This window comes from Natrinema sp. H-ect4 (assembly GCF_041894845.1).
Classification (GTDB): Archaea; Halobacteriota; Halobacteria; order Halobacteriales; family Natrialbaceae; genus Natrinema.
Window position 1 is genome coordinate 243,927 of sequence record NZ_JBHDYC010000002.1, and the last position, 25,493, is coordinate 269,419.

Consider the following 25,493-nt stretch of genomic DNA (forward strand, 5'->3'; position numbering starts at 1 on the left):
CCAGCTCGTTGCCACGGCGATGGATGTGAGTATCCCGTATGTATGACCTCGCAGATGTCCTGCCGGACGCCAAACTCGATCCGGGGACGAACGTACTCGTTGCGGGCCCGCCACTGACGGGGAAACGACGGATCGCCTTCGATATCCTCGCGAGCGGCGCGAACCGCGGTGACGGCTCGATCATCGTCACCACGAAGGATAGCGCAGACAAGGTCCTCGAGAGCTTCGACGACCGCGTCGACGAGGGCGTCGAACCTGACATCGGCGTCGTCGACTGCGTAACGAAACAACGCGGCATCGGAACCATCGACGACGATCCGCGGATCAAATACGCCTCCTCGCCAGTTGATATGACCGGCATCGGAATCAAACTCTCCGAGTACCTTCAGGAGTTCTACGAGACGCGAGGGGTCACCCAGAACCGCGTTCTGTTGCACTCCGTCTCGACGCTGCTGATGTACTCCGATCTGCAGACCGTCTTCCGGTTCCTCCACGTCTTCACGGGTCGAATCCAGAGTGCAGACGCGCTGGGCGTCTACGTCATCGATTCGACAGCTCACGACGACCAGACGATGAACACGCTCAAACAGCTGTTCGACGCCGTCATCGAACTCGAGGAAGCGGCCGACGGCGAGGAGCCCACGATTCGGACGGCCGGGCTTTCGACGTAGGTGTCAGTCACGGCCTTTTCCATCCTCAATCGGAGGTAGCCGTAGCCACTGCGATTTCAGCGCTGTAACGGCCGACCGCCCGTCCGCTATCGAGTGGGAAATCGAACGGGGCCGAACGCGATGGGGATTTCGGGGTGGGTGCGGCATCGGATCTCCCGAGGATCGACATTCTCGACGCTACAACTCACTACCGCCATACCTCCGCGCCGCAACTCACTGCCGCCATACCTCCGCGCCGCAACTCACTGCCGCCACGATCCCGAGGGGTTTACTCCACGAGCCCGTACGCTACGGTATGTCAGTCAAATCCGCGGACGAACTCGAGACGATTCTCGGATACGACGCGATCGGCGTCGTCGGCTGCTCGAGCACGCCCGGGAAGGCGGCCCACGACGTACCGAAGTACCTGCTCGAGCACGGCTACGACGTGATCCCGGTCAACCCCTTCGCGGACGAAATATTCGGCCGCGAGGTGTACGACTCCCTCGCGGACGTCGAGGAGGAGATCGATATCGTCTGTATTTTCCGCCCGAGCGACGAGGTGAGCGAGATCGTCGACGCAGCCCTCGAGCGCGACGACGTGCGAGTCATCTGGACCCAGCAGGGCATTCGCGACGACGAGGCGGCGGCCCGCGCTGAGACCGACGGTCGAACCGTCGTCCAGGATCAATGCATGAAGGTCCAGCATCGACGGTTGATGGCCTGAAGGGTGGCCAGAGGGAGACTGCAGTCCTGAGAAGCCGCCGTAGACCGATCGATTACGAAACCGACCCGGACGCCGTTCGAAGATCGGCTAGCGCGTCCTCGAGGGTCGTGTGCATCACACCGTCGACGATCGACTCGAGGTGTTGCAGGCGGATCGCCGTTCGAACGACCGGTTCGTCGGGGAGTTCGGTGACGGTCGAACCGATTTCGTCGGCGTCGACGGCAGTCGGGTGCCGGTATTCTTCGACGCGCTCGGCAACGTACCGACGCGTCGAGCGCTCGTCCCCCGTCAGCCGGTCGCGGATGTCTCGTCGCTGCTCCGGCGAGACGGTCTCGGCGACCGGAACCGAACAGACCGACTCACAGTACCACGTCAGCGCTCGAGCGGCGGCCGCGAGCAGCGCTTCGTTCGATCGGCCGAGCGAGGCAGACAAGTCGGACGCGGCGGCGTCGATTTCGGCCCGGCGCTGGGCGATGAGTTCCTCGAGTCGGTCGGGAACGTCGGACGCGAGGACGGCCTCGATCAGTGTCTCGGTCGAGCGGTACTCGTCGGGATCCCCGTCGAAGCAGACGAGCGGCAACGTCGCGACGCCGTTCTCGACATCTTCGGGCAGGTCAGCGAGGTCGTCGATGACAGTCAACACGAACAGGCCGTTCGTCGCGATTGTCCGCAGGTACTCGAGTTGCGCGTCGGAATAGCGGCCCAGAGCCGCAATGATCTCGACCGCGAGCTCGCCCCAGATGCCGCCGCGCTCCTCGATGCGAGCGATCGCATCGTCGACGGTCGCCGTCGTCGTGTCGAACACTTCCTCCGCGAGCTGGCCCGACCCGATTTCGCGGACGGTCTCGAGTACCGGGCGCAGGTTGACGTCGGCCGGCGTCTCGGCGATGGCGGCGGCGACGTTCGTGAAGGCGAGGTCGCCGACCGAGACGTGTTCGTTCAGGCGCTGCTTGCGATCCGCGCCCCACGTCTCCGCCTCGTCGATCGCGTCGTCGTGGAGCGCGCTCGCGACGAAGAGATCGGTCGGGATCGACGCGAGCCTCGCGGCGAGTTCCTCATCGTCGGTCTCGAGCGACGCGAAAAAGTACGTGAACGTACCCAACAGGCCGCCCTGGTCGGCGTAGGCGTCGACTTTCGGCCGAAGGGCCGGAGGCAGGTCCGCTTCGGACTGGAGGGGGTCCGACAGCCGGCTCATACCCACTTCTTCCGGGGAAATCAAAAGAGTGTACTGGTTAGCGGCCGCATCCGGATCGATCGTCGGTCCGTCGGTCGATCGATGTCCCGGTCTGGGGGCGGTCTACGACGTCCACTCCTCGAACGAGCGGTAGATTCCCTTCGAGAGATAGCGCTCGCTCGAGTCGGGGAAGATCGTGACGACCGTCTCGTGGGGAACGTCCAGCTCGCCGTCGTCGATCCGTTCGGCGACCCGTTTCGACGCCACGCTCGCGGCACCCGCACTCGAGGCGACCAGATGGCCCTCCTCGCGGGCGAGCCGTTTGAGTTCCGCGTGGGCCGCCCGATCCGAGACGGCGTCGACCGCGTCGACCAGTTCGGGCTCGAACAGCTCGTTGGTCGCGGTGTCGTGGGTGCCGATGCCCTCGGTCTTGTACTCGGCTTCCGCGCGCTCCTCGCCGAGGAGTTCGCCGTACACCGATCCCTCGGGCTCGACGGCGACGATGTGGGTTTCCGGGTCCCGCTCGAGCGCGTAGCGAGCGATTCCCATGAGCGTGCCGGCGGTGCCACAGCCGGCGACGACCGCGCCGACCCGACCGTCGAGCGCCTCGAAGATCTCGGGTGCAGTCGTCTCGTAGTGGGCTTCCGTGTTCAGCGGATTCGAGAACTGCTGGGGGACGGCGGCGTCTTCGAGTTCCGCGGCGAGTTCGTGAGCGCGCGCGATCGCACCGTCCATGCCGTCGTCGGAGGGCGTGTTGATGACCTCCGCGCCGAGCGCCGCCATCAGCTGCTGTTTCTCGACGCTGAACCGCTCGGGGACGACGAAGATCGACTCGAGGCCCAGTTGCTCGGCCGCGATCGCCAGCCCGATCCCCGTGTTGCCGGCCGTCGGCTCGATGATCGTTCCGCCCGGTGGCACGTCGCCACGTTCGAGCATGCGCTCGAGCATGTACTTCCCGATCCGGTCTTTGATACTGGCTCCGGGATTGAACGTCTCGAGTTTCGCGTAGATGGGGACGTCCGCGGGCCCGTCCTGCAGCCGAACGAGCGGCGTTCGACCGATCGTCTCGAGGACCGAGTCCGCCGGCTCCTCGTGGGTCGTCATCGTGCTGGCAGAAGGTATCCCCGCTGTTAGCTCTTGTCCCGAAGCGGTACCCGAGGCAGGGAACGTGAACGGACGAAACGGCGGGAGTCTCGAGCCGTTATTCTGCGGTCGTGTCGCCCGCGGTCGCCTCGGCCGTCGCGTCCGAACTCGTCGCCGATCCGTCGGCGTTCTCAGCGTCGGCCGTTTCCTCGAGTTCGGCTTCGTCGATCGCCGCCTCCGCCAGGATTTCCTCGCCGTCGAGCCCCTGTTCCTCGGCGATGGCGAGCAAGAGCGCGCGCTGTTCGGTGAGCTGGTGGTCCATGCGCGTGACCGTGTCGTGGGTTTCGTCCATCTCCTCTTCCAGCCCCGTAATACGCTGCTGGAGTTTCTGTACCTGCTTGTACATCGCTTCCGCTCGGTCCGAGATGCCCTGAATCTTCTTTGCGGTGCTTCCGAGTCCCATACCCGAAGGATGTGTCGGGTAACTAATGGGCCTTTTCCTCCGCCCGCTCGAGTATCGAACCGAGCGGCCGTTCGCCGGTATGCCGTTCGTCGCGGCTCGCGGTGTTTTTCGTTGTGAGCGGTCCCATCCTGACCGGCGCAGCTGTCGGGGACGAGAATTGGTTCATCCTGCGCAGTGAAAGAAATCGATACTACGAACTCCGAATTCGACCGCAAAACGGCCTCGAAACTGTTGACAACCGCGACTTACTGCTGCTCGCCGCCTCCGACTTCTATCCCGGTCTCGGCGTCAGTTCCGGTCGCAGTACCCGTCTCAGAACCAGTCTCGGCGTCGGTCCCGGCCTCGGCGTCGGTCCCGGCCTCGGCATCGCTCCCGGTATCGGTCTCGGCCCCGATTTCGGCGGCAGTTCCGGCTCCGTCGTCTCCGCCGAGCCAGTAGCGCTTGGCCAGGATCGCCCCGACGGCGGCGACCCCGACGATCGGCGCGTACTGCTCGAGTCGCTCGAGCAGGCCGGTCGACGACGTATCACTCGATAGCGGCTCGCGTTCGCGGTACGGCCGGATGGGGTCGACGACCTCGTCGACCCGCAGTCGCCGGGTGAAGTCCCGCTGCAGATCGGCCACCTCGCCGCCGGTGATGGCGGCCGAAAACGTGTACTCGCCTGTCGATTCCGGATGGAAATACCCCGTGTAGATCCCGTCGTTACCGACCGGATCGGGACCGCCGCGGTCGTCGCGGAGGGCAATCTCCTCGGTCTCGTCGCCGTTGGTTGCGGTCAGCGTCACGTCACCGCCGGTGTAGCGTTGTTCTCCGTTCGTGGCCTTCAACTCGACGCGGAACATCCCCGTCTGCTCGTAGTGGAAATCGTTGATGAACAGGTCGGCATCGATCGGCGAGTCCGCACTGACCTCGGTCGTCGCCACCTCGGGCCGGGAGAGCTGTTCGCCGGTCATGGTGAACGACCAGTCGCCGGTTTCGGGCTCCTCGACGGTCCAGATCTCGCTCGTCTCTCCGACACGGTGAATAACGCCGTCGCCCTCGGAGAGCGGTTCACCAGTGGGCGTCTCGGGCTGCAACGTAATCTCACTCCCGGGATACGAGAGGGAGAACTGCACCTCGTCACAGCTGCCGTCGACGGTGGCGCTGCCCGAAGCCGTGTCGCCCTCCGTGAGTTCCGCCCGCTCGGAAGTGATCTGAGAGCGATTCTGGACGGAAATCGAGAACTGCTGGAACACCTGCCGAATCTCTCCCGGTTCCGGTCTGAACGCGGACTGGCCGCCGGTTTCGTCTGCGAGCCGCTCGAGGAGCGTCTCCCCCGCTGACGATCCCATCCCGATCGTGTAAATTGTCACGCCAAGTGACTTTAGCTCCGGCAGGATCGAATCCGGCGACGGCGGCTCGTTGTGTTCCCCGTCCGAGAGCAAGATTATCGATTTCGGCCCGGTCGTGCCCCGAAGCAGATCGAGGGCCTCTCGCAGCCCCGCGCCGATCGACGTCCCCCCGCTCGGAGAGAGACGATCGATATCGTCTTTCATGACGCCCCGAGCGTCCTCATCGAGTGACTCGAGTGACGAGGTCGTCGTTGCCCGATAATCGAAATCGACGATGCCGAGTTTGTTGCCGTTCTCGACGAAGTTGACGAGCGATCGGGCGCTTTGCTTGGCCACCGCTATTCGGGAGTCTCCCGAGACGGTGTCCCGCTGGTCCATACTTCCCGACGTGTCCAGTACCGCGACGGTGTTGGGAAACTCGGGCTCCGCGGAATCGCCGCTGTCTCCGCTTTCGGCTTCCCACTGTCCCGGGCGCGTCTCCCCGACGACGATCCGCTGTCCCGTCGTCCGCATCGACGCCGTATCGACGCCACCGCTCTCGTAATCAGTGGAGTCGACCTGCCCCTCGTGAGTGACGATCGAGCCGCCCGCCGGCCGCGGGAACTCGGTCTCGTAGGAATACTCGAGGTCGGCGAGGCCGGTTGTCAGCTGGGGTTGCGTTCGGAGCTGGGTCCCGAGGAACGAGGCACGGTCGCCGCTCGAGGTACTCGCCGAGATCGTGGTTCGCTGGCCACGGTCAACCAGGCCGGTGACGGTGAGATAGACGCCGCTCGCGCCGAACTCAACCGTACTGTCGTCTCTCCCCGCGTATTCGACCGTCCCGGTCACGTCGACCACCGTTCCGGGCTGAACGGACTCCGTCGCGGGGACGACGCCCCAGACGTAGGGGACGGATCCGTACCGATCGAAGAAGCGCTGATCCGCGTCCGCGGTTCCCGCGAGACGCACCAGCTGATACTCGTCGTAGAACGACGACTCGAGCGAAACGTCGCCGCCGCTCACCCACGCCATCGGCTCGAACAGCGGGCTGAGTATGCGATCTCCCTCCCACTCGAACTCGTTCCACTCGAGATTGGCGGAGACGGCGGTTCGCTCCTCGTTCGAGGCCACCGCATTGAGGACGACCCCCTGAAACTGAATGTCGGTTCCGATGACCGGGTGATCGGCCGTGTCGAACTCGATGAACAACTGCGCGAGTTCGCCGACGGGGATCGCCTCGTCGAATCTGACCTCGTCGGCGTTCTCGATCGTGTCGGTGGTTCCGACGTTGACGGCGCTTCCGCCACCGTCCCCGCCCCCGCCGTCGTCGTCGTTCTGTGCCGCCGTGCGTCCGGTCGCAAGTACACCGGCGGCGGCCGTCGTCGAAACGAATCGCCGTCGGGAAATGCTACGCCTGTCGCTGTCGCCGTCTCGTGTGAAATCAGTCATCCGTCCCCGTATTCGTGTCCGTCTCCGCGTCCGATTCGCTCTCTTTCGAGAGGTACCTGTACAGCGCCGCACCGCCACCCAGCGCGCCGAGACCGGCACCGCCGACGAGCGGTCCCCACGAGGGAACTAGCGAGGAGCGCTCGTTCGTATTTGAAATACGATCAGTTCGGCCGGCCATATCCTCGACCAGCGCCAGAATTTCCGTTCGCGTGTATTCGTTTGCGGCCGTTTCGTACTCAGGTTGGATCCACGATTCGATATTCGCCGTCAACGAGTCTAACCTCTCTCTAGCCGCGTCGTATTCGCCGTCTTTCATCCGGTCGTAGAACGACTCTACCGTCGACAGGAGTTGCTGCCTGCGGTCTGCCGGTGCGTCGGTGAACCCGTGATCGGGTACCGACCGAACTGCACCGGTGAGCGTCCGTTCAAGCGGGTTGATCGACGTTTTAGTCTCCGTCCCGTCATGTTCCACTGCCAGCTCTGTCGTCTCCTCAGGGAACGGCGCAGCGAACGTAAAGTGACCCTCAAGGCGATCGTTGTTGCCGCCGTGACCCTGGATTTCGATCGAATCCGCGACCGTCTGCGTCTTGATAACGGTACCATCATCGGCCTTGATCTCGAGGGTGATCTCGCCGTCACTGCTAGACGCCATGGGTTTGCCCTGCCGGGAGGTGGTGGGCCCGATTTCGATCTCACCGTCGTCGGTCACGACACCGTTCCCGGACAGGATCGGAACGGAGTCCAAACCGAGCTGCTCGACCGGCGGTGTCGGACTCAGCTCGTCGTCGATCGATTGCTGATAGATGTACGCGTCGGCCCAGCGCTGTTGGCGTGTATAGCTCATATAGGAGCCCAGCGTCCACTGATCGTGATCCGGCGCGTACTTCGAATCGGCGTCAGCGAATTCGCCGCTCTCCTGAAGTAACGTATAGATCCCGTTCGAGAGGTCAAACGCGCGAGACCGAAGGGCCGTCGAATCGTAGACCGTACCGGTCGCATCGTCGCGCTCCTCCGTGCGGGCGTGGCTGTTATCTATCTCGACCGAGGAACTCGAGTCGCCTCGCGTTCGCATCGACAACTCGTCCGGATATGCGAACGATCCGTGAAAATGATGGCCGATTTCCTGTGCGGCGACCGCCGCCATGTGTTCCCGAGACGAGTTCGCCTCGACCGTACACGCGGCTTGTGGCTGGGAAAGTTCCACCGCCTCGTATGCCCCGGACGATCCGAGGTGGACCCCGCTCGCTGCCCTGTAGTGGTAGAGGTGATAGTAAGAGGGGACAACTGCGACGATTTCGTCGAACGACGTTTCCGAAAACTCCGAACTGACCTCGTCGTACGCGGTCCGAAGATCCGTCTCGAGTCCGTCCGGTGTTCCGATATCCGGCAGAAATCCGCTCGCGGTCTTCCCTTTGAGGGAGTCGGGATGTATCTCGTACTCGACTGATGGGACCGGGTAGGTTCTCCGGAGGTAGTCAACGGACTCCTCGACGATCGATTCGAACGCCGTTCGCGAATCGGGTTCGTCGTCGAGGCTGATCGTGCCGTCCGAATCCCCGTACGCAGGGAGTCGTTCATCCCGGTCGTCCTCGTCGATGTCTTCGAGACTGAACCCCATCGCCTCGAATTTCTCCTTGAGCGTCGTTTCTGGTGCTTGTATGGCAATAAATCCGATCGTCAACGGCTCCATCTCCGCAATATCGAAGTCTGTCCCCGCCTCTATTGGAGCCGACGTGCCATCGATACGCAACGGTCCCGACTCGTCGGCGGCGGACAGCGAGACGCTGATCGACTCCGTGTCCCCGGCGAGTTCGAACACCGGCGGCCGTCTGTCCGGCGGCGCGTCCTGAAACGTTCGCTCGACCGGTGCAGTCATCGACGGCTGATCGGAACGGGTGATGCGCTGTATCGTCTCTCCGAGCATCGTCCCCGTTGTCTCGGTGGTGCTCCCATCGGCGTGAGTCTGCGTGACCGTCACCGACACCTCGTCGTCGTCCGCCAGTGTCGATTCGTTCTCGGCATCGACCGTAAACAGGACCGAAGTCGGGCGATCGGCGACCATATCCGGGTCGTCGATAGTCGTCGTGACGCTGCTCGAACTCACGTAGGTGTTTTCGACGACCTGCACGGGGCGAAGCGACTGTGGGGTGAGTGTCAGTCGCTCCATGACCGTCACCGGTTCCGTGGTCTTCCGCTGGTCGCCGGTAACCCGGAGGCGTAGCGAGACGTTGTGCTCGCCCGCGTTGTCGAACTGCGTAGTAATCTTTCGACCGGTCGTCTCGAAGCGATCGTCCCCGTCGAGGTCCCACTCGTAGGTAGCGTCCGCGGGTGCACTCGAGCCCCCAGCATCGAAGGTCACGTCTTCACCCGTCCCCGGATCCGACGGCGCGTAGTCGATCTGCGGCTCGAGGGTCGACGATTCACCCGCCAGTTTCACCAGCCGCGCGCTCTCAGTTCCACCCTGCTCGAGCGCTCCGACCACGAGCGGATCGTCACCGCCGACGACGGCGTTCGCGTAGTCGACGGCGTTCGTTTCGTACGTGGTCTGCCAGACGACCTTGCCGTCGGCGAGGAGCTTCACGACCCACGTCGACTGCTGGCCGCGACCGGCCGAGGCGGTCGAACCGACGGCGAGATACCCCTCTCCGTGCCGGACCAGTGACGTGAATCGGTCGTCGTTGCGTCCGCCGACCCGCTTTCGCCACGTCTCTGTGCCGGTGGAATCGATCTCGACGATCAGGCCGTCCGTCCCGCCGCTCCCCGCGGATTTCGTCCCGCCGCTCCCCGCGGATTTCGTCCCGCCCGCGAACACGTAGCCGTCGTCGTGAGCCGGCACGACGGCACGGGCGTAATCATCCTCGCTCCCGCCGTAGACCTGATTCCACTGCGCAGTCCCGTCGCCGTCGGTTGCGAGCACCCACGCGTCGCGGCCACCGCTTCCAGCGGAGTCGGTTTCGCCGACGAGCAGATACCCCCCGTCGTCCGTCCGGACGTGGTCGAACACCCAGTCGTCGCCGGGCCCGCCGTAGACCTCGTTCCAGTCGCCGTCTCCGCTCTCGTCGACCCGCATGAGCCAGGCGTCGACGCCGCCGCTCCCCGCGGATTTCGTCCCGCCCGCGAACACGTAGCCGCCGGGTTCGGACAGTACCGACGAGGCGCGGTCGTCCCCCGTGCCACCGTAGGGCCGCTGCCACTGTTCGGTGCCGTCGGCCGCGAGCTTCACCAGCCAGGCGTCGAGTTGGCCGTTCCCTCGAGAGGCGGTCTGGCCAGCCAAGAGGGAGCCGCCGTCGGCTGGCGTCGCCGCCGAAATCCAGTCGTGTGCGCCGCCGCCGAACGTCTCCTGCCACGCTTTGCGACCGTTCCCGTCGGTTTTGAGCACCCACGCGTCACGACCGCCGCTACCACTCGTCGTCTGGCCGGCGAACAGGTAGCCGTCACCTGAGCCGTCCACTGCCGTTATCGCGATATCGTCGCCGCCTCGATCGAACGTTTGGGACCACTCGATACTAGGAGCCTGCCACTGCATCCCCGAGGTACCTCGAGCGAGTCCCGCCGAGTACGGTAACGCATTCCCGACTATCGTTCCCCCACCTGTCATTTTGATGAACTTCCGCCGATTCATATCCGAAGCTGACAGTCACGTATCTATACTACTCGTAATTGATCGTTTCGGCTAGCGCAGAGATGACGGACCGTGCCTCGGGTGAGTATGGGGCTTGTTCGGCCGCTCTCTTTCCATCCGATTTCACACGGCCGTCTGCGGGAAAGACGAAAGACCCTTACGTCTCACCCGACTCCATTGAGATGGACTAGGTCGGGCAGTTTGGCCCTGCTCGTTACCCGCGCTATGGTCATTAGCGGGGACCGAACACCGCGGGCGTCCGGTCAGACCGACCGGGGCCTCGGGAGCCAACAGAGAAGCCTCGTCCGTCGGGGACAGCGGTCTACGATGGCTGTCCGCAGGGACGCCCCATCGTGGTTAGTCGGCGACAACCCATCAGGCGCGGAAGCGAGCAGTGGATCGCCGGACACCTGTCGCTCGACGGGTTGCGGGGTGGAGAAGGCAACCGAGATTCCCCCGGTCGGAACGCCGGGCAATCGGGGTTGTCCGCATTCATACGCAACGAAATTTTACTCTGCAGGCGCGGCTTCGCCGCGCCTTCGGTAAAATTTCGATCAAAAGCACTCCTCCTTCCGTTCGTTTCACTCACATCAGTCGTCGGCCCGCTCGCTCAGCCGGTCTCACGGCCTTCGGCCGTTCGACTTCTCGCGGCGCGTAGCGCCGCGCACGGCTTCGCTCGCGGTCGGTACCGGGTAACCGCCTGCCCTTCCCCGGGTCGTGCGGCTCTCACTATCGCTCGAGCCGCGCTCCCGGCCACTGACTGTGTGATTCAACTCGAGTCACAAAGCAGCCCGCTATCTGGACACAGTAACAGAAATACTTACGGTAACTCTTCTAGCTGTGCACACTAATGACGACTCGTCGATTCGCAGCGGCTCTCGGAGTCATTGTCGTGGGCGTTCTCCTCAGTGGCTGCGTCGCATTCGACTCCCCCTCGAGCGATCCCAACGATCCCGATGATCCCGACAACCCCGATCCCGAGGCGGTGTTCGAGGGGGCGTTCGTTCACGCCGACAATCTCGAGGACGTGCAGGGGAACCGGACAACCAAGGTGACCAACGGGTCGGTGACTGTTACCGAGGTCGAACGCGTCCAGAAACGGCCGTACGTCGACGAGCGGACCGAGGTGCTCGAGGCGTCGGACTCCGCCGCGATCGGGAACATCTACGTCTCGAACGCGACGATGAACTGGTTCTACTTCCCCGATTCGGGAGTGGCTCAGTACTTCGAGCCGGACGAGCCGTTCGACGATGACGCGGTCCGATCGGACCGGGCCGAGATAGCCGCGGAGAAGGTCGAGAAGTACGATCTCGAGTATCAGGGCACGGAACAGATCGCGGGCCGGGACGCACACGTTCTCGATGTCGAAGCGAAAAACGAGACCGTCGAAAACGGAATTTCGGCTATCATTGGCGACACCAAGTACGTCTACGCCCTCGAGACGAGCGACCCGAAAGAGGAACTGCAGGCCGTCGAACAGACGCTGTGGATCGACACGGAGTACGACTACCCGCTCAAGGAGCGAGTCGTGTTCGAGGAGCCAAACGGCGAGCGCATCGTCATGACCGAACGGTTCGTGTCGGTCGCGTTCAACACCGGCCTCGAGGACGAGACGTTCGCGTTCGAGCCGCCGGAAAACGCAACGGTCGAAGAGTGGTGAGACGGCTGCCTCTCACACCCCAGCGCTATTCTGCCGGCTGGACGACGCTCTGGCCGCTCTCGAGGTCGAGGCCGCCCTCGAGCGTGCGGACGGGGTAGGGGATGTCGATCTCCTCCTCGTCGAAGCGACGTTTGACCGCGGTGACGTACTCCCCGCGGGTTCGAACGAAGTCGGCACGAGACGGGTTCGAGATCCAGATCCGCGACTGGAGGCCGACGTCGGAGTCGCCCAGTTCCGTCAGGCGGACGGAGGGTTCGGGGTCGTCCATGATGTCGGGGTGGCGTTCGGCCTCGTCGACGATGATCTCGGTCGCCTGCTCGATATTGTCGTCGTAGCCGATGCCGAAGACGAACTTCAGCCGGAGCTTGTTAGCTTCGACGGGGTTTTTGAGTACGCCCTCGGTGAGCGCCGAGTTGGGGACCGTGAGCAGTTCGTTGTCGAACGTCCGGACGCGGGTCACGCGGAGGCTGATATCCTCGACGATGCCCGAGTAGGTGCCGTCCTCCCACTCGATCCAGTCGCCGATGCGGAACGGCTTGTCCGTGTAGATGAACACGCCGGCGACGAAGTTCGAGATCACGTTCTGCATCGCGAGTCCGATGGCGAGCGCGCCAGCCGCCGCGATACCGGCCATCGAGACGAGAAAGTTGCCGAAGCCGGCGAAGCCGAAGGCGACAGCGAACGCGAGGAATCCGACTCCGAACCGGGTAAGCAATAACAGCGGGTTCTGGGCGTGTTTGTCCAGTTTGCGCCTGTTGAGGGCCCGCTTGACTAGCGGGACGAACACCAGCCGACCGATCACCCAGATCGCCGCGAGCGCGACGACGAATCGGATCGCTCCCTCGGCCATCCCGGCCTGTGCCGCGTTGAGTCCCGCGTCCTCGAGTGCGTTTTCGATCACGCCGAGATCTCCAGTTCCGTTCTGTAGCAGCTGCGCGGGACTACCGCTCATCGATGCAACACTGCGGTGTGCCCGCGCGTATCGATGAGATCCGCGTGGACGTGGTCGGCGAGGTCGGCCGCTTTCTCCTCGGTCGAACTGCCGGCGCGTGCGGCCCGCAGGAATTTTACCTTCACGAGGTCCCTGTCGTCCAGTTGGTCGTCGAGTTCGTCGACGACGGCATCGATACCGCTCTTGCCGACCCAGACGGTCACGTCGAGGTCGTGTGCGCGGCGCTTGAGTTCCTGTTGATCCATACCCGTGAAAGGAAGAGGAGCGGTTTCAATCTTCTCGATTCGGCACGGACGGGCAGCGGAGTGACTGCGTCGTGATTCGGCCGTCGTTCGGTCGCGGCAGTCACAGGTCGTAGCAGTCACAGGTCGCGGTTCAGTCTGCGTCGGAGACGCGGTCCTCGTACGGATATCTCGCGTGCGCACCGCAGTCGCAGGTGATGACGACGTGACCGTCCTGTAACCTGACGCGAGCGTTGGCTCCCGGCCGGAGATACGCGTCACACCGGTCACACGTGAACCGGCGAAATGCGAGGGGCAGCGTGAGGCGGTTTCGCTCCGCGACTCGCCGCGCGAGGCGGACGTAGTAGCGAGCTCGATCGGCGTCGCCGTCCGCTGCCGCCGCTCGAGCGAGGTCGTGAAGCCGCTCGATTCGTTCCGCGGCGACATCCATACCCGACATTTCGTCGGTCGACCTATTGATGTTGCGCTCCGAAACCGGCGTCAGATCACGGACAGCTATCAAGTTGATCGGTAACTTATCACACGACTTCGCGTCCAAGGCGGATCTGCTCTCGAGTAGAAAGATTCTTTACAGTGACACGTCTTCAATCATAGTACGCAATATTGTTATATATCACATGATAGGAGGTGCTACATAACGCTATGAATTGGAACCCCACCCTCCCCGACGACGGTCTCAGCAGGCGGTCGTTTCTGGCGGCCGGCGCAACGGGGGCTGCAATCACGACGAGCGGCTGTATGAACAGCGTGCGAAGCGTGGTCGGTCAGGCCGGCGACGATCAGCTATCGCTCTCTATTGCAACGGTCCCGGCGGAAGGCGACAAGCAGAGCATCCAGATCGCTCGCCGTCTCGAGAGCAACCTCAAGAAGGCCGGCATGGCGGTCACACTGGACGTCCGTTCGCAATCGGAGATGCTGAAAGCGGTCCTGATCGATCACGACTTCGATATCTACGTCGGCCTCCACCCCGCCGATTACGATCCGGACTTCCTCTACGAAACGCTCCACTCGACGTACGCGAACGAAGCCGGCTGGCAGAACCCCTTCGGGCTCACCAATATGGCGTTCGACACGCTACTGGAGCGACAACGCCACTCCGAGGGCGACGAGCGGAAGCGAGACGTCCAATCGGTCCTGAAAGCGCTGGCACAGGCGAAACCGTTTGACCCCATCTGTATGCCCGACGAGTATCGCCTTGCCAGAGCGGATCGGTTCGAGGGCTGGAACGAGGCCGATCTCACGACCCGCCACGGCTATCTCGGTCTCGAGCCGGCGGACGGCGTCGATCAGATCCACGCGCTCAAAACCGACGCTCGCGCGACGAGCAACCTCAATCCGCTCTCGGCGACGATGCGTGAGCGAAACACGACTATCGACCTGCTCTTCGATTCGCTGGGGACGGTCAACAACGGCGAGATAGAGCCGTGGCTGGCCACGTCCTGGGACTGGACGGAACCGGATGCCAGCGAGCAGGCGTCGACGCTGACCGCGACGGTCACCCTCCGCGAAGACTGTCAGTTCCACGACGGCGAGCCACTGACCCCCGAGGATGTCGCCTTTACCTATCGGTTCCTCGAAGACACGTCGCTTGGACGAGCGCCCTCGTCGCCGGCACCGCGGTATCAGGGCCACGTCGACGTGATCAATGAGATCTCGGTCGACGATGACGCCGTCGATGGCGAGTACGAGCTGTTGTTCTCGTTCGAGGGTGGGCGGGAGGCCGCAAAGCGGGCGTTTACCGTCCCGATCCTGCCGAAACACTACTGGCACGATCTGGTAGACGGACGGGCTGCCGACGGCGAGTTCATCGCACCGCAAGGCCGGTGGATCGCCGTCACGGGGGACCACATCCCGCCGGTCGGAAGCGGCCCGTTCCAGTTCGACAGTCGAACCCAAGACAAGCAACTCCGCCTCACCAGATACGAGGACCACTTTACGCTCCGTGAGGACGTCAATCTCCCCGGGCCGACCGTCGACGAACTCCGATTCGATATCGCCCCCAGCAGCTCGTCAGCGATCAGGCAGGTCGCCGACGGGAATGCGGACGTGACGGCCTCGATGCTCTCCGCATACACGTTGGACGCGATTCCCGACACCCCGGACGTCGAACAGTTGAAATCCACCTCGAGAACCTTCTACCATATCGGATTCAACGTCCGCAACGCACCCTTCAGCAACACGCACTTCCGACGCGCGGTTTCGCAATTGATCGACAAGGAAGCGATCGTCGAGGACGTGTTCTACGGACACGCGACCCCCGTCGCAACGCCGGTCACCGACGAGTGGATTCCCGAGAGCCTCGAGTGGAACGGCGAAGACCCCGTACTGCGGTTCCTCGGGTCGGACGGAGAACTCAACGTCGAAGCGGCGAAAGCGACGTTCGAGAGCGCCGGGTTCCGGTACGATGATAACGGTCGGTTGCTTGGAGGCTACTAGGTGCGATGCTTGCCGAGGTGCTGACTCAGGTCGCCGTTGTAATCGCGATTCTAGTGCCGGTGTCGATCATCGTCTTCATCGGCCGAGAGCGCCTCGCTCGAACGCGCTCGGAGTGGCGGACTCGGCTCAAGACGACTGCCCCGGTGATCGCTGTGTTGATCGTCGTCTTACTGATCAACCGGGTCGCCCGACAGGTCGCACCGAAGCTATCGCGGCAGATCGGGATCCGCCTGACATCGGCGTTTTACAACATCGAAGGGGAGTTTATCCTGGTCTTTCAGGCGATTCAGACCCCGGAGACGTCGGCGTACTTCTCATCGATCTACGTCTACGGCTACACGTTCCTGCTGATCTTCCCGGTGATCGCCTACTTTACCCTCTCCGATACCCGGGTCTTCCGCCGCCTGTTGGCGGCCTACGCGCTCAACTACGCGATCGGTCTCATCCTGTATATCTTCGTGATCGCGTACGGCCCCCGGAACCTAATGCCCGCCGAGCTTATGGAGCGGATGTTGTACGATACGAACCCGGAGTACCAGTATCTCACCCGCGAGGTCAACACCAGCACGAACGTCTTCCCGTCGCTTCACACCTCGCTTTCGGCGACCGTGGCGGCGTTCGCGTGGCAAACGCGGTCCGAGTTTCCGAAGTGGCTCCCCGTCGCGGTCGTGCTGGCGGCGAGCGTCGCGATTTCGACGATGTATCTCGGAATTCACTGGGGAATCGACGTCACTGCGGGATTACTGCTCGCTGCCCTCTGTGTCACCCTCTCGCATCGGCTCGTCGGCCGCTGGTCGCTCGAAGAGCTAACTGAGAAGTACGGCGACCGGTTCCTCTGGCTGCAGGAACGGCTCCCCTCGAGTCAGGAACAGGATTGAACGCGGCGGGCACGGTCCGACTGCGTCGATGGGGTTCCCACAGCCGATACGCTCGAGTCGAGTGCCGTCACCGACGACTCATATCCACAGGGAACATAATACTGTTATAGCGCGGCGGGTAATGATGAGAGACGACCATAATGAACGGACGACGTGGCGTCCCGAAACGCAGTAGTCGCGACACTGACGGCACATCCATCAGCCGTCGAGCCGCACTCGCTGCGACCGCCGGTCTGACGGTCTCGACCAGCGGCTGTCTGCAACGCCTCCGGAATCTCGTAACTCGAGACAACATCGACCAGCTCTCGCTGACGATCATCACCCTCCCCGCCGAAAACGATCGGGCGTCCATCAGGATCGCGAACGAACTGGAACAGGCGTTCACAGCCGCCGGAATCGACGTCTCCTTGGACGTCCGATCGGGCATCGACTTCCACCGGACGGTGCTGTACAACCACGACTTTGACATCTGTATCGGTCGCCACCCCGGCGGAACCGATCCCGACTACCTCTACCAGGCGTTGTACTCGCGCTATGCCGACGAATCGGGCTGGCAGAACCCATTCGGCTACACCAACCTGGCCGTCGACGACCTCCTCGAGAAGCAACGCCGCGCCGAGGGCGATGAACGACGCGACGCTGTCACGAGCGCGCTCGAGGCGATCGCGGTCGAACAGCCGTTCGTTCCGATCTGCATCCCCGAGGAACACCGGGCCGTCAGAACGGATCGATTCACCGGCTGGAGCGAAAACCACCTCGCGACCCGTCGTGGCTATCTCGGTCTCGAGCCGTCGGCGGGCGTCGAGACGCTTCGCGCTACCCACACGGATGCAAGACCGACGGAAAACCTCAATCCGCTCGCGGTCGACTATCGCGGTCGCGGAACGATTACCGAGTTGCTTTACGACTCGCTGGCGACGGACGATCCCACTGGCACCGTCCACCCGTGGCTCGCAAAATCGTGGGAGTGGGACGGGGCGACGATCGATATCCGACTGCGAGACGGCTGCGAGTTTCACGACGGCACGTCGATAACCGCCAGCGACATCGAATTCACGTACGAGTTTCTCAAAGACATGTCCCTCGGTGACGGGGATATCGACTCTCCAGCCCCCCGCTTTCGCGGCCAGATCGAATCCGTCGAGGCGGTCGACGCTCGGCGCCGCAATCGCGTCGAGATTACGGTCGAGACGAATCGAGCGGTCGGCGAACGCGCCCTTCTCGTTCCGATACTTCCCGAACACGTCTGGCGCGACCGGGCAGCCGACGCCAGGGGCCCAGGCGCTGTCAGCATCGCTCAGGGGACCACGAGGGCGGTCGTCACGGACAATACGGAACCGGTCGGAAGCGGCCCGTTCCGACTTGCGGACCGAACCGAAGGCGAACAGCTCACGTTCGAGCGGTTCGATTCCCACTTCACGCTCGACCGCGGCGTCGATCTACCGGCACCGACCGTCGACGAGTTCTCGGTCGGAATCGCCCCGAGCAGTAAGACGGCGGTTCAGGCCGTCGAGAACGACGACGCCGACGTCACGCTGTCGGCACTCGAGACGAACGTTATCGACGGCGTCAGCAGATCCGACAGTAGCCGGTTGGTCGAGTCGCCGTCGTGGACGTTCTACTTCCTCGGCTTCAACGCGCGGAACGCACCGTTCAGCAATCCGCGGTTCCGGCGCGTCCTCGCACAGTTGGTCGACAAGGAGTGGCTAGTCGAAGAGGTGTTCCACGGAAACGCGCGACCCGTGGCAACGCCGGTCATCGACGAGTGGGTTCCCGAGAGCCTCGAGTGGGACGGGAGCGACCCCGAAACGCCGTTCCTGGGGGCCGACGGGGAGGTGAACGCCAACGCGGTACAACTGGCGTTCGAAGACGCTGGCTTCCGATACGACGAGCAGGATCGACTCCGCGTCAGACAGTAATCGCGTCGTGTTCCCGTCAGTGAGCGCAGAGGACGCGCTTCTCGCGTCACTCATCTGTGAAGAAGCGGCGAAAACGAGACAGTGGGCGTTATCGATCCTCGAGCGCGTCGGCGATGCGCTTGAGTGCGCGCGTCTGATCGCGCAGTTCGTCGCGCATCTGTCGGACCTCACGCACGAGTTCTTCGTTGCTCTCGTCCTGTCCACCGGCACCGGGACCGCCGGGACCTGCGCCCGGACCGCCCGGGCCGGCACCGGGGCCGCCACCGCCGCCCATCATGCCGCCCATCATCTGGGCGAACGGGTTGCCGCCGCCCATACCGCCGGGGCCACCCGGACCGCCACCGCCGCCGAACGGGCTCTCGGGAGCCTCTCCCTCGCCGTCGCCCTCTTCGGCGCGCTTTTCGCGGATCTCCTCGACTCGCTCGCGGAATGATTTCTCCTCGCTATTCTCGCCTGCGTCTTCTCCGTCGGGAGAATCGTTTTCGTCCGTCATACCAACCGATTCTGGAGCGGCGGGGAAAAGGGTTGCCATGTCTCTGATGAGCACGCCGGCCCGAACGTGATCCCTACCCGAACGATCCCAGCGACGATTGTAGATCGCGATTCGACGGGCCCTCCGCGAGGTCGTACCCCACGAGATCGCGCATATCTACGGCGTAGGTCGTCCCGCCGTTCGCGAGCGCGACCAACCGGCCTTTCACGCCGACGACGGTTCCCGAGGCGATCGTCTCGGGAACCGGCCGTGCCTCGAGGTCGATCCCGTAGTCGAAATCGAACCGCTCGAGGACGTCGAACTCCGCGAGGGCGGACTCCCACGCGGCCTCGTCGACGGCTGCCGCGAGCGCAGCGACTTTCGGCCCCGTTCGCACGCGGTCGACCAGTCGCTCGGCGATTTCGGCCTCGATCTCGCGGGCGATCCGGCCGTTCGAGACCGTGTGGACGTGGGCTGCGCGGTCGGCCCCCTGCTCGCGCAGTCGGGTCTCGAGCCGCCGGCGTTTGGTGACGCCGACCTTGAACGTGTCGGGGGCGAAGGCCGCGATGTAGACCGCGTGCGCCTCGTAACAGTCCATTTCGTCTTTCAGGCAGGTGCCGGTACAGCGGGCACAGACCCACGTGCTCGTGTGGTACTCGCAGTAGGGGGCCGACGGCCGATCACAGGCGACGTGCGCGCCGTCTTCGTCGATGGTGCCGGCACAGTGGCGCTCTCCGAGCGAGTACGCGAGTTCCTCGCCGGTCTCGAGCGGTCGGTGGTCGACCTCCCCAGCGGCGTCGCTCACCAGCAGCGACGAGCCGTTCCCGCTCGAGCGGTAGCCGACCAGTTGCACGGGTTCGGGTTGGGACCGGGCGCAAATAGGCGTAGCGCTCTCCGGATTCAGCATCTCGAACGTGCAGACCGATCGTTCGGCGGCCGCCGAGGAAGACCTATCCGCGACGGTTCCTACTATCGAGCCATGAGCCTCGAGGGAACGCTCGAGACGGCCGGTGGCGACGCGGGTGACGCCGTGTTGTTCGTGTTTACCGTCGCCAACGCGGGCGACGAGACGGTCGAACTCGAGTTTATGGACGCGTGTACGGCGGAGTTCGTGCTCGCCGTGGATGGGGAGGAAGTCTGGCGATTCACCGACGGGCGAGCGTTCGCGCAGGTGCTCAGCTCGGACACCCTCGCCCCCGGCGAGTCGGTGACCTACGAGGCGGAGTGGACCGACCCCCAGCCGGGAGTGTACACCGCGATTGCGGAGCTGCGAGCGACCGACGAGACCTGCGAGGCGCGAACTGATGTGTCGGTACCGCCGTGAGAGTCGCAGTTTCGGTGCCGTCGTGACGCTCACCGGTTCGATGTCGTCGTGAGATCCGTCGTTTATGGGGTCGAAACAGTTCCATCGCCGTCATCGGACCCGGCGACGAGGACCGGCAGCGAAGTCCCTATACCGTCTCCATACTAAGCGCCGGCCATGCAAGCGCTGGTCATCGCGGCACACGGATCGCATCTGAATCCGGACGCCTCGGACCCGACCTACGCCCACGCGGATACGATCCGCGAGACGGGCGCGTTCGACGAGGTCCGCGAGGCGTTCTGGAAGGAAGAACCCCACTTCCGCGAGGTGATCCGCACCCTCGAGTCCGACGAGGTGTTCGTCGTCCCGCTCTTTATCAGTGAAGGCTACTTCACGGAACAGGTTATCCCGCGGGAACTGCGCCTCGAGGAGTGGGATCCCGACAGGTGGGAGTCGGACGGCACCAGCGCATCGCAGGCCACGCTCGAGGCCGAGGACGTCGGCAAGACGATCCACTACTGCGGGCCGGTCGGCACGCACGATGCGATGACGGACGTGATCGTCCAGCGGGCCGAAACCGCGACCGAGAATCCGGACGTCGGGGAGGGCTTTGGCCTCTCGGTCGTCGGCCACGGTACCGACCGCAACGAGAACTCCGCAAAGGCTATCAAATACCACAGCGACCGAATCGCCGAGCGAGACCGCTTTGACGAGGTAAAGGCGCTGTTCATGGACGAGGATCCGGAGGTCGACGACGTCACGGACTACTTCGAGAGCGACGACATCGTCGTCGTGCCCCTCTTCATCGCCGACGGCTACCACACGCAGGAAGATATTCCCGAAGATATGGGGCTGACCGAGGACTATCGACTCGGGTGGGACGTGCCGGCCGAGGTCGACGGCCACCAGATCTGGTACACCGGCGCCGTCGGCACCGAGGATCTGCTGGCCGACGTCCTCCTCGAGCGGGCGGCCGACGCCGGAGCCGATATCGGGGACGCGCGCGAGGCGGTCCGCAAACTCGCCGCGTCGGTCGCAGGGACCGAGGCCGATTCCGGACCCGAACCGAACGCCGGAGCGGGCGCGGGGGATTAGACGCGTGACAGTGGCAGCGGACGATCTCGAGGCGCTGCTCGACCGCGCGTCGTCGGGCGTCGCGTTGGACGGCCTCCGAATCGACGAGACGGACGACGGGTACAACCTCGAGGCGGGCGAGAACCGGTGGCCCGGCCTCGACGAGGCTGCGTTGGGGCGCGCCCTCGAGTCCAGCGACGAGTACGTCACGAACTGGCGCTACTGGCAGGAGACGGTCGGCGGGGAGGGGACCGCGCGACGCGCCTTCCTCCGATGGTGCGAACGAGCGCCGCTCGCGGACGCCGAGGACCAAGCGGATGCGAAAGCCACGGTCGACGCGCCACTCGCCGTCCCCGAACGGTATGACGCGCTGCGCGACGGTATCGACCGCGAGTGGGGCCAGCTGTCTATCACCGCCCGCTTCGTCGATATCGACGATCCCGACGGCGAGCGCGTCTACGACCTGTGGCACGTCGACGATGCCGACAGCGATCTCGCCGACCTCGAGGTCTACGACGAGCCGCGAGCCGCGCGGGAGATCGCGACGCACGACGATGACGGCCGCTATCGGCCGCTGAAGACCGCCCCGACGCTCCCCGCCGGCTGGGCCTTTACCGGTCTCTCGGGCGACGACCTCGTCGACGCGGTCGGGTTCTTCTATCCGGCAACGATCGCCAACTGGCATCGAGAACGACAGGGAGCCCTCGACGTCGACCACTGGCTCGAGACCGCCGAGCGACAGACCGGGATCTACGACGTGATCGACGAACTCCCCCGCGAGGCCGTCGAGTGGATGACCGAGGCCTGCTGCGTCGACTCTCAGTGTCTCCGTCGGCGGGAGTGGGAGTACGAGGACGGCGACGAGCTCGACGCCGATGGCGGCGACGGCCCCTTCCCATGCCGCGAGCCCTGCTCGCTCGTGATCGCGGCCGCTCGCAAGTGGGCCATCCTCGAGTCCGAGGAAGAACGAACCTACGAGCTCGAGTTGACGACCAGCGAACTGAATCAACTCGAGGAGTTGGTCGACGCGGTCGCTGAGGGGCGGGTCGACGAGATCCGCGAAGCCGACGTCAACGACGGTGCGAACCGCTACCGGGCGCGGTACCTCCGAGCCAAGCGATTCGGTGAGGAGGGGCTCGAGGCGACGAAAGTAGACGACTGAATCGGACGCCGAGTCGTAACTCGAATTCTGCCTCGCGGCTCGCGGTTCGGACTCGAGGCCGCGACCCGCTGGAACTCGAATTTCGAGCCGTCGGCTGGTTCGTACTGGGGATTTGTACCGACAATCCACACCGACGATACGCAACGGTCTACTGAATCAACAGAAACAACGCGACCGCAAACCCGACGACGACGATCGCGAGCCCCGCCGTGACGACCGGACTACCGATCGATGCCGCCGTCAGCGCGGCGATCCCGACCGAGACGAGTCCGAGTGCCAGCACCGCCAGTGTTCCCGGCTCGAGCCCGGCGACATCGGTGACCCGGTCGACCGCGCGCTCGAGCGTCGTCGGCTCGGGCTCCGAGCGGGCGGGTTCGGCGAGGGACTCGTCGACATCGACATCCGGCGGGCCGGGGACGACGGTGACGGCAATCGAGATCGACTCGGAGCCGTAGCCCGTCAGTACCTCGAGGTGGCCGTCGACGGGACGTTCAATCACGTCGGCGTTGACGGCGATCGGAACGGTTGTGACGCCGTCCGGTTCGACGAAGTAGTTCGTCTCCTCGAGCGATGCGATCCGTTCGAGGTCACCTGCGAGGCGGCAGTGGACGTGCGCGGGCGACTCGTGACCCGACAGCAAGAGGAGAAACGAGTCGTCGGTCTCGAGCGACGTGCTCGACGGCTCGAGCGCGTCGGCGGACCCGCGGTTGACGTGGACGGTGACCTCGGTTGGTGGCACGGTAGATCTGGCCGGTCAGGCCGGCGTTTCCTCGCGCATGTCCGGCGGCAGCAGGTTCGGAATGCCGTCCTCGATGGGATACTCCTCGCCGCACTCGGAACAGACGAGGGTACCGGCGATGACTTCCTCGTCGTCGTACTCGGCATCTTCGAGTTCCAGGTCGTGTTTATCGAGCGGACAGCAGAGAATGTCCAGCAACGACTCCTTCATACTACGTAGGCTCGTCGCCTCCAGCAAAAGGTTTCGGGAACGTCGCTCGCGAGCGGACGGGCGACTGGGTGGTGGTGGGTGCAGTGGTGACGAATCGAGCGTTCTGCTCGCAGTTCGAGCACGGAACTGACGGTGATAGCGCAGTCACTGAAACTCACTGCACACCTGATCGCATGACAGCGATGCAATCAGTGTGAATCGTTTCAGTGGCTACTAGAGAAGAAACCGACCGCCGCGCTACTCGTACGGGTTCTCGACGACGATGGTCTCCTCGCGGCCGGGACCGACGCCGACGGCGTAGACCGGCGTGTCGAGTTCGTCGGCGATGTACTCGAGGTAGGTCCGCGCGTTCTCGGGGATGGCCTCGTAGCCGTCGTCGGCGACTGCGGCCCAGTCGACTTCGGGCCAGCCGTCGAACGATTTGAACGTGGCTTCACAGCGCCCCCACTGTTCGGTCGTCGGCGGCATCGTGAAGATTTCTTCACCGTCATCAGAACTCCCCGAGTTCTGATTGCTCGCCGAACTTTGCTCGGCGGTGTCGAACTCGTAGCTGTGGCCGACCTCGACCGTCTCGAGGCCCGCGAGCACGTCGATGTGATTGACTGCCAGTCCAGTGAATCCGTTCGCGCGAGCCGCGTGGCGAAGCATCGGCATGTCGAGCCAGCCGACGCGGCGCGGGCGGCCGGTGACGGTGCCGTACTCCCCACCTTCGTCGCGGATGTAGGTCGCGAGTTCCTCCTCGTCCGCGGTCGTGCCCGCATCGCTTTCGTAGTCGGGCGTCTGGCCCTCGACACCGCCGAGTTCGGTCGGCAGCGGGCCGGTCCCGACTCGAGAGAGATACGCCTTGACGATGCCGATGACCTCGCCGTCGCCGACGACGGTCGGGCCGAGGCCGGTGCCGACGGTCGCGCCGCCTGCGGTCGGGTTCGAGGAGGTGACGTAGGGGTAGACCCCGTGGTCGATGTCGAGAGAGGTTCCCTGCGCGCCCTCGAGCATGACGTTCTCGCCGGCGTCGATCCGCTCTTGCAGGAAGGTCCCGCAGTCGACGGTCATGTTCTCCTCGGCGAGGCGCTCGCCGTACTCCCGGTAAGTCTCATAGAGATGGTCGATGTCGAACTCCTCGCCGGTCTCCTTGTCGAAGACCTCCTCCGCGAGGGCTTTCTTCTGGGGGACGACGTACTCGAGGCGCTCGCGGAGCACGTCGGGGTCAAGCAGGTCGCCGACGCGGACGCCGCGGCGGCCGGCCTTGTCCTCGTAGGTTGGGCCGATTCCGCGTTTGGTCGTCCCAGCGGCGAGATCCTCCTTCTCCGCTTCCTCGATGCCGTCGAGCGCGCGGTGATACGGGAGGATAACGTGGGCGCGCTCGGCGACCCGAACGTCTGGCTCGAGGCCGCGCTCTCGCAGCGTGTCGATCTCGTCGAACAACGTCTCGGGGTTGACGACGCAGCCGTTGCCGAGGACACCGATCTTCCCTCGAACGGCCCCCGACGGCACGAGCGACAGTTTGTACTTCGTTCCGTCGTGAACGACGGTGTGGCCAGCGTTGTCGCCGCCCTGATACCGGGCGACGACGTCGGCGGCGTCGCCATAGAGGTCGACGACCCCACCTTTGCCTTCGTCGCCGAGTTGCGACCCGACGATAGTGACGGTCATAACAGCGGCGGGTTCTTGCCGGGCCGATAAACAGATTACGGTATGCGGGTGACTCTACCGAGGGCCGCGAGTCCCCCACCCGAGCGACAGCGTCCGCGCAAACGCGCTTCCCTGCCGGTCTCGGGTCTGTGACTCGAGGCCCGACCGGACCGACAACCACTTCGGGTACCGGAACAACCGATTCGGGTGACTCGCTCGCGGGCACCTCCGACGTGCTGGCGTCACCGGAAGCGTTAACTACTCACAGGAACAAACACCTAGTTGAGAGTGGACGTTCCGGTTCTCGAGGGGAACTTTTAAAAGGCCCAAAGACAA

The 25,493-nt window shown here is 64.2% G+C and carries 22 protein-coding genes and 1 other RNA gene; 10 read left to right on the forward strand and 13 right to left on the reverse strand.

Going from position 1 to position 25,493, the window contains the following annotated elements; translation table 11 throughout:
* Positions 1-38: 38 nt before the first annotated feature.
* Positions 39-671 carry an RAD55 family ATPase gene (locus tag ACEWFR_RS04095; RefSeq protein ID WP_374059832.1) on the forward strand — a complete coding sequence of 211 codons (633 nt, stop codon included), beginning with the start codon at positions 39-41 and terminating at the stop codon, positions 669-671.
* A gap of 295 nt (positions 672-966) precedes the next feature.
* Positions 967-1,377, forward strand: a complete 411-nt coding sequence (locus ACEWFR_RS04100) for a CoA-binding protein (protein ID WP_374059833.1) — start codon at positions 967-969, stop codon at positions 1,375-1,377.
* A 52-nt stretch (positions 1,378-1,429) separates the two neighbouring features.
* On the opposite strand, the gene ACEWFR_RS04105 is transcribed toward ACEWFR_RS04100, so the two are convergent.
* The 5 genes from ACEWFR_RS04105 to ACEWFR_RS04125 all read right to left on the reverse strand — a co-directional run bounded on the left by ACEWFR_RS04105 (position 1,430) and on the right by ACEWFR_RS04125 (position 10,454).
* Positions 1,430-2,572 (reverse strand): hypothetical protein, encoded by a 1,143-nt coding sequence (locus ACEWFR_RS04105; RefSeq protein ID WP_374059834.1) that lies wholly within the window; start codon positions 2,570-2,572, stop codon positions 1,430-1,432.
* Between the two features lie 102 nt (positions 2,573-2,674).
* Positions 2,675-3,655, reverse strand: coding sequence for a PLP-dependent cysteine synthase family protein (locus tag ACEWFR_RS04110; RefSeq protein ID WP_374059835.1), 981 nt, complete (start codon positions 3,653-3,655; stop codon positions 2,675-2,677).
* A gap of 97 nt (positions 3,656-3,752) precedes the next feature.
* A complete protein-coding gene (locus ACEWFR_RS04115; RefSeq protein ID WP_374059836.1) occupies positions 3,753-4,097 on the reverse strand; it encodes a DUF5798 family protein in 345 nt (114 codons plus the stop codon).
* 245 nt (positions 4,098-4,342) lie between these two features.
* Positions 4,343-6,856, reverse strand: a complete 2,514-nt coding sequence (locus ACEWFR_RS04120) for a VWA domain-containing protein (protein WP_374059837.1) — start codon at positions 6,854-6,856, stop codon at positions 4,343-4,345.
* On the reverse strand, positions 6,849-10,454 hold the full coding sequence (locus ACEWFR_RS04125) for a hypothetical protein (RefSeq protein ID WP_374059838.1): 3,606 nt from the start codon (positions 10,452-10,454) through the stop codon (positions 6,849-6,851). Before ACEWFR_RS04125 ends, ACEWFR_RS04120 begins: the two co-directional genes overlap by 8 nt.
* A 204-nt stretch (positions 10,455-10,658) precedes the next feature.
* Between ACEWFR_RS04125 and ffs the strand changes: the two genes are divergently transcribed.
* Positions 10,659-10,970, forward strand: an RNA gene (gene ffs, locus ACEWFR_RS04130) — signal recognition particle sRNA.
* Between the two features lie 358 nt (positions 10,971-11,328).
* Positions 11,329-12,138, forward strand: coding sequence for an outer membrane lipoprotein carrier protein LolA (locus tag ACEWFR_RS04135; protein WP_374059839.1), 810 nt, complete (start codon positions 11,329-11,331; stop codon positions 12,136-12,138).
* 25 nt (positions 12,139-12,163) lie between these two features.
* Here the strand turns inward: ACEWFR_RS04135 and ACEWFR_RS04140 are convergent, their stop codons facing one another.
* The 3 genes from ACEWFR_RS04140 to ACEWFR_RS04150 all read right to left on the reverse strand — a co-directional run bounded on the left by ACEWFR_RS04140 (position 12,164) and on the right by ACEWFR_RS04150 (position 13,762).
* The gene (locus ACEWFR_RS04140) at positions 12,164-13,090 is read right to left on the reverse strand and encodes a mechanosensitive ion channel family protein (RefSeq protein WP_374059840.1); all 927 of its coding nucleotides are present in this window, start codon (positions 13,088-13,090) and stop codon (positions 12,164-12,166) included.
* On the reverse strand, positions 13,087-13,335 hold the full coding sequence (locus ACEWFR_RS04145; protein ID WP_098724026.1) for a YhbY family RNA-binding protein: 249 nt from the start codon (positions 13,333-13,335) through the stop codon (positions 13,087-13,089). Before ACEWFR_RS04145 ends, ACEWFR_RS04140 begins: the two co-directional genes overlap by 4 nt.
* A gap of 130 nt (positions 13,336-13,465) precedes the next feature.
* Positions 13,466-13,762: a ribonuclease P protein component 4 gene (locus tag ACEWFR_RS04150; RefSeq protein ID WP_374059841.1), complete on the reverse strand. Its 297-nt coding sequence runs from the start codon at positions 13,760-13,762 to the stop codon at positions 13,466-13,468.
* Between the two features lie 212 nt (positions 13,763-13,974).
* Here ACEWFR_RS04150 and ACEWFR_RS04155 point away from each other — a divergent pair, with 212 nt between their 5' ends.
* From ACEWFR_RS04155 to ACEWFR_RS04165, 3 genes are all read left to right on the forward strand, one after another.
* The gene (locus tag ACEWFR_RS04155; protein WP_374059842.1) at positions 13,975-15,768 is read left to right on the forward strand and encodes an ABC transporter substrate-binding protein; all 1,794 of its coding nucleotides are present in this window, start codon (positions 13,975-13,977) and stop codon (positions 15,766-15,768) included.
* Between the two features lie 5 nt (positions 15,769-15,773).
* A complete protein-coding gene (locus ACEWFR_RS04160) occupies positions 15,774-16,646 on the forward strand; it encodes a phosphatase PAP2 family protein (RefSeq protein WP_374059843.1) in 873 nt (290 codons plus the stop codon).
* Positions 16,647-16,786: 140 nt separating this feature from the next.
* On the forward strand, positions 16,787-18,565 hold the full coding sequence (locus ACEWFR_RS04165) for an ABC transporter substrate-binding protein (protein WP_374059844.1): 1,779 nt from the start codon (positions 16,787-16,789) through the stop codon (positions 18,563-18,565).
* 88 nt (positions 18,566-18,653) lie between these two features.
* On the opposite strand, the gene ACEWFR_RS04170 is transcribed toward ACEWFR_RS04165, so the two are convergent.
* Positions 18,654-19,058, reverse strand: a complete 405-nt coding sequence (locus ACEWFR_RS04170) for a hypothetical protein (protein WP_374059845.1) — start codon at positions 19,056-19,058, stop codon at positions 18,654-18,656.
* Between the two features lie 73 nt (positions 19,059-19,131).
* Complete coding sequence (locus ACEWFR_RS04175) at positions 19,132-19,890, reverse strand: DUF2797 domain-containing protein (RefSeq protein ID WP_374059846.1); 759 nt, start codon at positions 19,888-19,890, stop codon at positions 19,132-19,134.
* Positions 19,891-20,016: 126 nt separating this feature from the next.
* Here ACEWFR_RS04175 and ACEWFR_RS04180 point away from each other — a divergent pair, with 126 nt between their 5' ends.
* The 3 genes from ACEWFR_RS04180 to ACEWFR_RS04190 all read left to right on the forward strand — a co-directional run bounded on the left by ACEWFR_RS04180 (position 20,017) and on the right by ACEWFR_RS04190 (position 22,576).
* Entirely contained in the window at positions 20,017-20,361 is a 345-nt protein-coding gene (locus ACEWFR_RS04180) for a BsuPI-related putative proteinase inhibitor (RefSeq protein WP_374059847.1), read from the forward strand.
* Positions 20,362-20,517: 156 nt separating this feature from the next.
* Positions 20,518-21,435: a CbiX/SirB N-terminal domain-containing protein gene (locus tag ACEWFR_RS04185; RefSeq protein WP_374059848.1), complete on the forward strand. Its 918-nt coding sequence runs from the start codon at positions 20,518-20,520 to the stop codon at positions 21,433-21,435.
* A gap of 4 nt (positions 21,436-21,439) precedes the next feature.
* A complete protein-coding gene (locus tag ACEWFR_RS04190; RefSeq protein WP_374059849.1) occupies positions 21,440-22,576 on the forward strand; it encodes a DR2241 family protein in 1,137 nt (378 codons plus the stop codon).
* Positions 22,577-22,724: 148 nt separating this feature from the next.
* Here the strand turns inward: ACEWFR_RS04190 and ACEWFR_RS04195 are convergent, their stop codons facing one another.
* The 3 genes from ACEWFR_RS04195 to ACEWFR_RS04205 all read right to left on the reverse strand — a co-directional run bounded on the left by ACEWFR_RS04195 (position 22,725) and on the right by ACEWFR_RS04205 (position 25,178).
* Positions 22,725-23,315, reverse strand: coding sequence for a hypothetical protein (locus ACEWFR_RS04195; protein ID WP_374059850.1), 591 nt, complete (start codon positions 23,313-23,315; stop codon positions 22,725-22,727).
* Positions 23,316-23,330: 15 nt separating this feature from the next.
* Positions 23,331-23,525 carry a methytransferase partner Trm112 gene (locus ACEWFR_RS04200; protein ID WP_098724038.1) on the reverse strand — a complete coding sequence of 65 codons (195 nt, stop codon included), beginning with the start codon at positions 23,523-23,525 and terminating at the stop codon, positions 23,331-23,333.
* A gap of 237 nt (positions 23,526-23,762) precedes the next feature.
* On the reverse strand, positions 23,763-25,178 hold the full coding sequence (locus ACEWFR_RS04205; protein WP_374059851.1) for an adenylosuccinate synthase: 1,416 nt from the start codon (positions 25,176-25,178) through the stop codon (positions 23,763-23,765).
* Between the last annotated feature and the right edge of the window lie 315 nt (positions 25,179-25,493).

Coding starts and splice junctions, on each gene's coding strand:
- ACEWFR_RS04200 (WP_098724038.1), bottom strand. CDS start 23,525: ATGAAGGAGTCGTTGCTGGACATTCTCTGCTGTCCGCTCGATAAACAC.
- ACEWFR_RS04185 (WP_374059848.1), top strand. CDS start 20,518: ATGCAAGCGCTGGTCATCGCGGCACACGGATCGCATCTGAATCCGGAC.
- ACEWFR_RS04140 (WP_374059840.1), bottom strand. CDS start 13,090: ATGAGCGGTAGTCCCGCGCAGCTGCTACAGAACGGAACTGGAGATCTC.
- ACEWFR_RS04205 (WP_374059851.1), bottom strand. CDS start 25,178: ATGACCGTCACTATCGTCGGGTCGCAACTCGGCGACGAAGGCAAAGGT.
- ACEWFR_RS04110 (WP_374059835.1), bottom strand. CDS start 3,655: ATGACGACCCACGAGGAGCCGGCGGACTCGGTCCTCGAGACGATCGGT.
- ACEWFR_RS04125 (WP_374059838.1), bottom strand. CDS start 10,454: ATGACAGGTGGGGGAACGATAGTCGGGAATGCGTTACCGTACTCGGCG.
- ACEWFR_RS04155 (WP_374059842.1), top strand. CDS start 13,975: ATGAATTGGAACCCCACCCTCCCCGACGACGGTCTCAGCAGGCGGTCG.
- ACEWFR_RS04100 (WP_374059833.1), top strand. CDS start 967: ATGTCAGTCAAATCCGCGGACGAACTCGAGACGATTCTCGGATACGAC.
- ACEWFR_RS04170 (WP_374059845.1), bottom strand. CDS start 19,058: ATGACGGACGAAAACGATTCTCCCGACGGAGAAGACGCAGGCGAGAAT.
- ACEWFR_RS04105 (WP_374059834.1), bottom strand. CDS start 2,572: ATGAGCCGGCTGTCGGACCCCCTCCAGTCCGAAGCGGACCTGCCTCCG.
- ACEWFR_RS04180 (WP_374059847.1), top strand. CDS start 20,017: ATGAGCCTCGAGGGAACGCTCGAGACGGCCGGTGGCGACGCGGGTGAC.
- ACEWFR_RS04135 (WP_374059839.1), top strand. CDS start 11,329: ATGACGACTCGTCGATTCGCAGCGGCTCTCGGAGTCATTGTCGTGGGC.
- ACEWFR_RS04095 (WP_374059832.1), top strand. CDS start 39: ATGTATGACCTCGCAGATGTCCTGCCGGACGCCAAACTCGATCCGGGG.
- ACEWFR_RS04150 (WP_374059841.1), bottom strand. CDS start 13,762: ATGGATGTCGCCGCGGAACGAATCGAGCGGCTTCACGACCTCGCTCGA.
- ACEWFR_RS04160 (WP_374059843.1), top strand. CDS start 15,774: ATGCTTGCCGAGGTGCTGACTCAGGTCGCCGTTGTAATCGCGATTCTA.
- ACEWFR_RS04115 (WP_374059836.1), bottom strand. CDS start 4,097: ATGGGACTCGGAAGCACCGCAAAGAAGATTCAGGGCATCTCGGACCGA.
- ACEWFR_RS04120 (WP_374059837.1), bottom strand. CDS start 6,856: ATGACTGATTTCACACGAGACGGCGACAGCGACAGGCGTAGCATTTCC.
- ACEWFR_RS04145 (WP_098724026.1), bottom strand. CDS start 13,335: ATGGATCAACAGGAACTCAAGCGCCGCGCACACGACCTCGACGTGACC.
- ACEWFR_RS04165 (WP_374059844.1), top strand. CDS start 16,787: ATGAACGGACGACGTGGCGTCCCGAAACGCAGTAGTCGCGACACTGAC.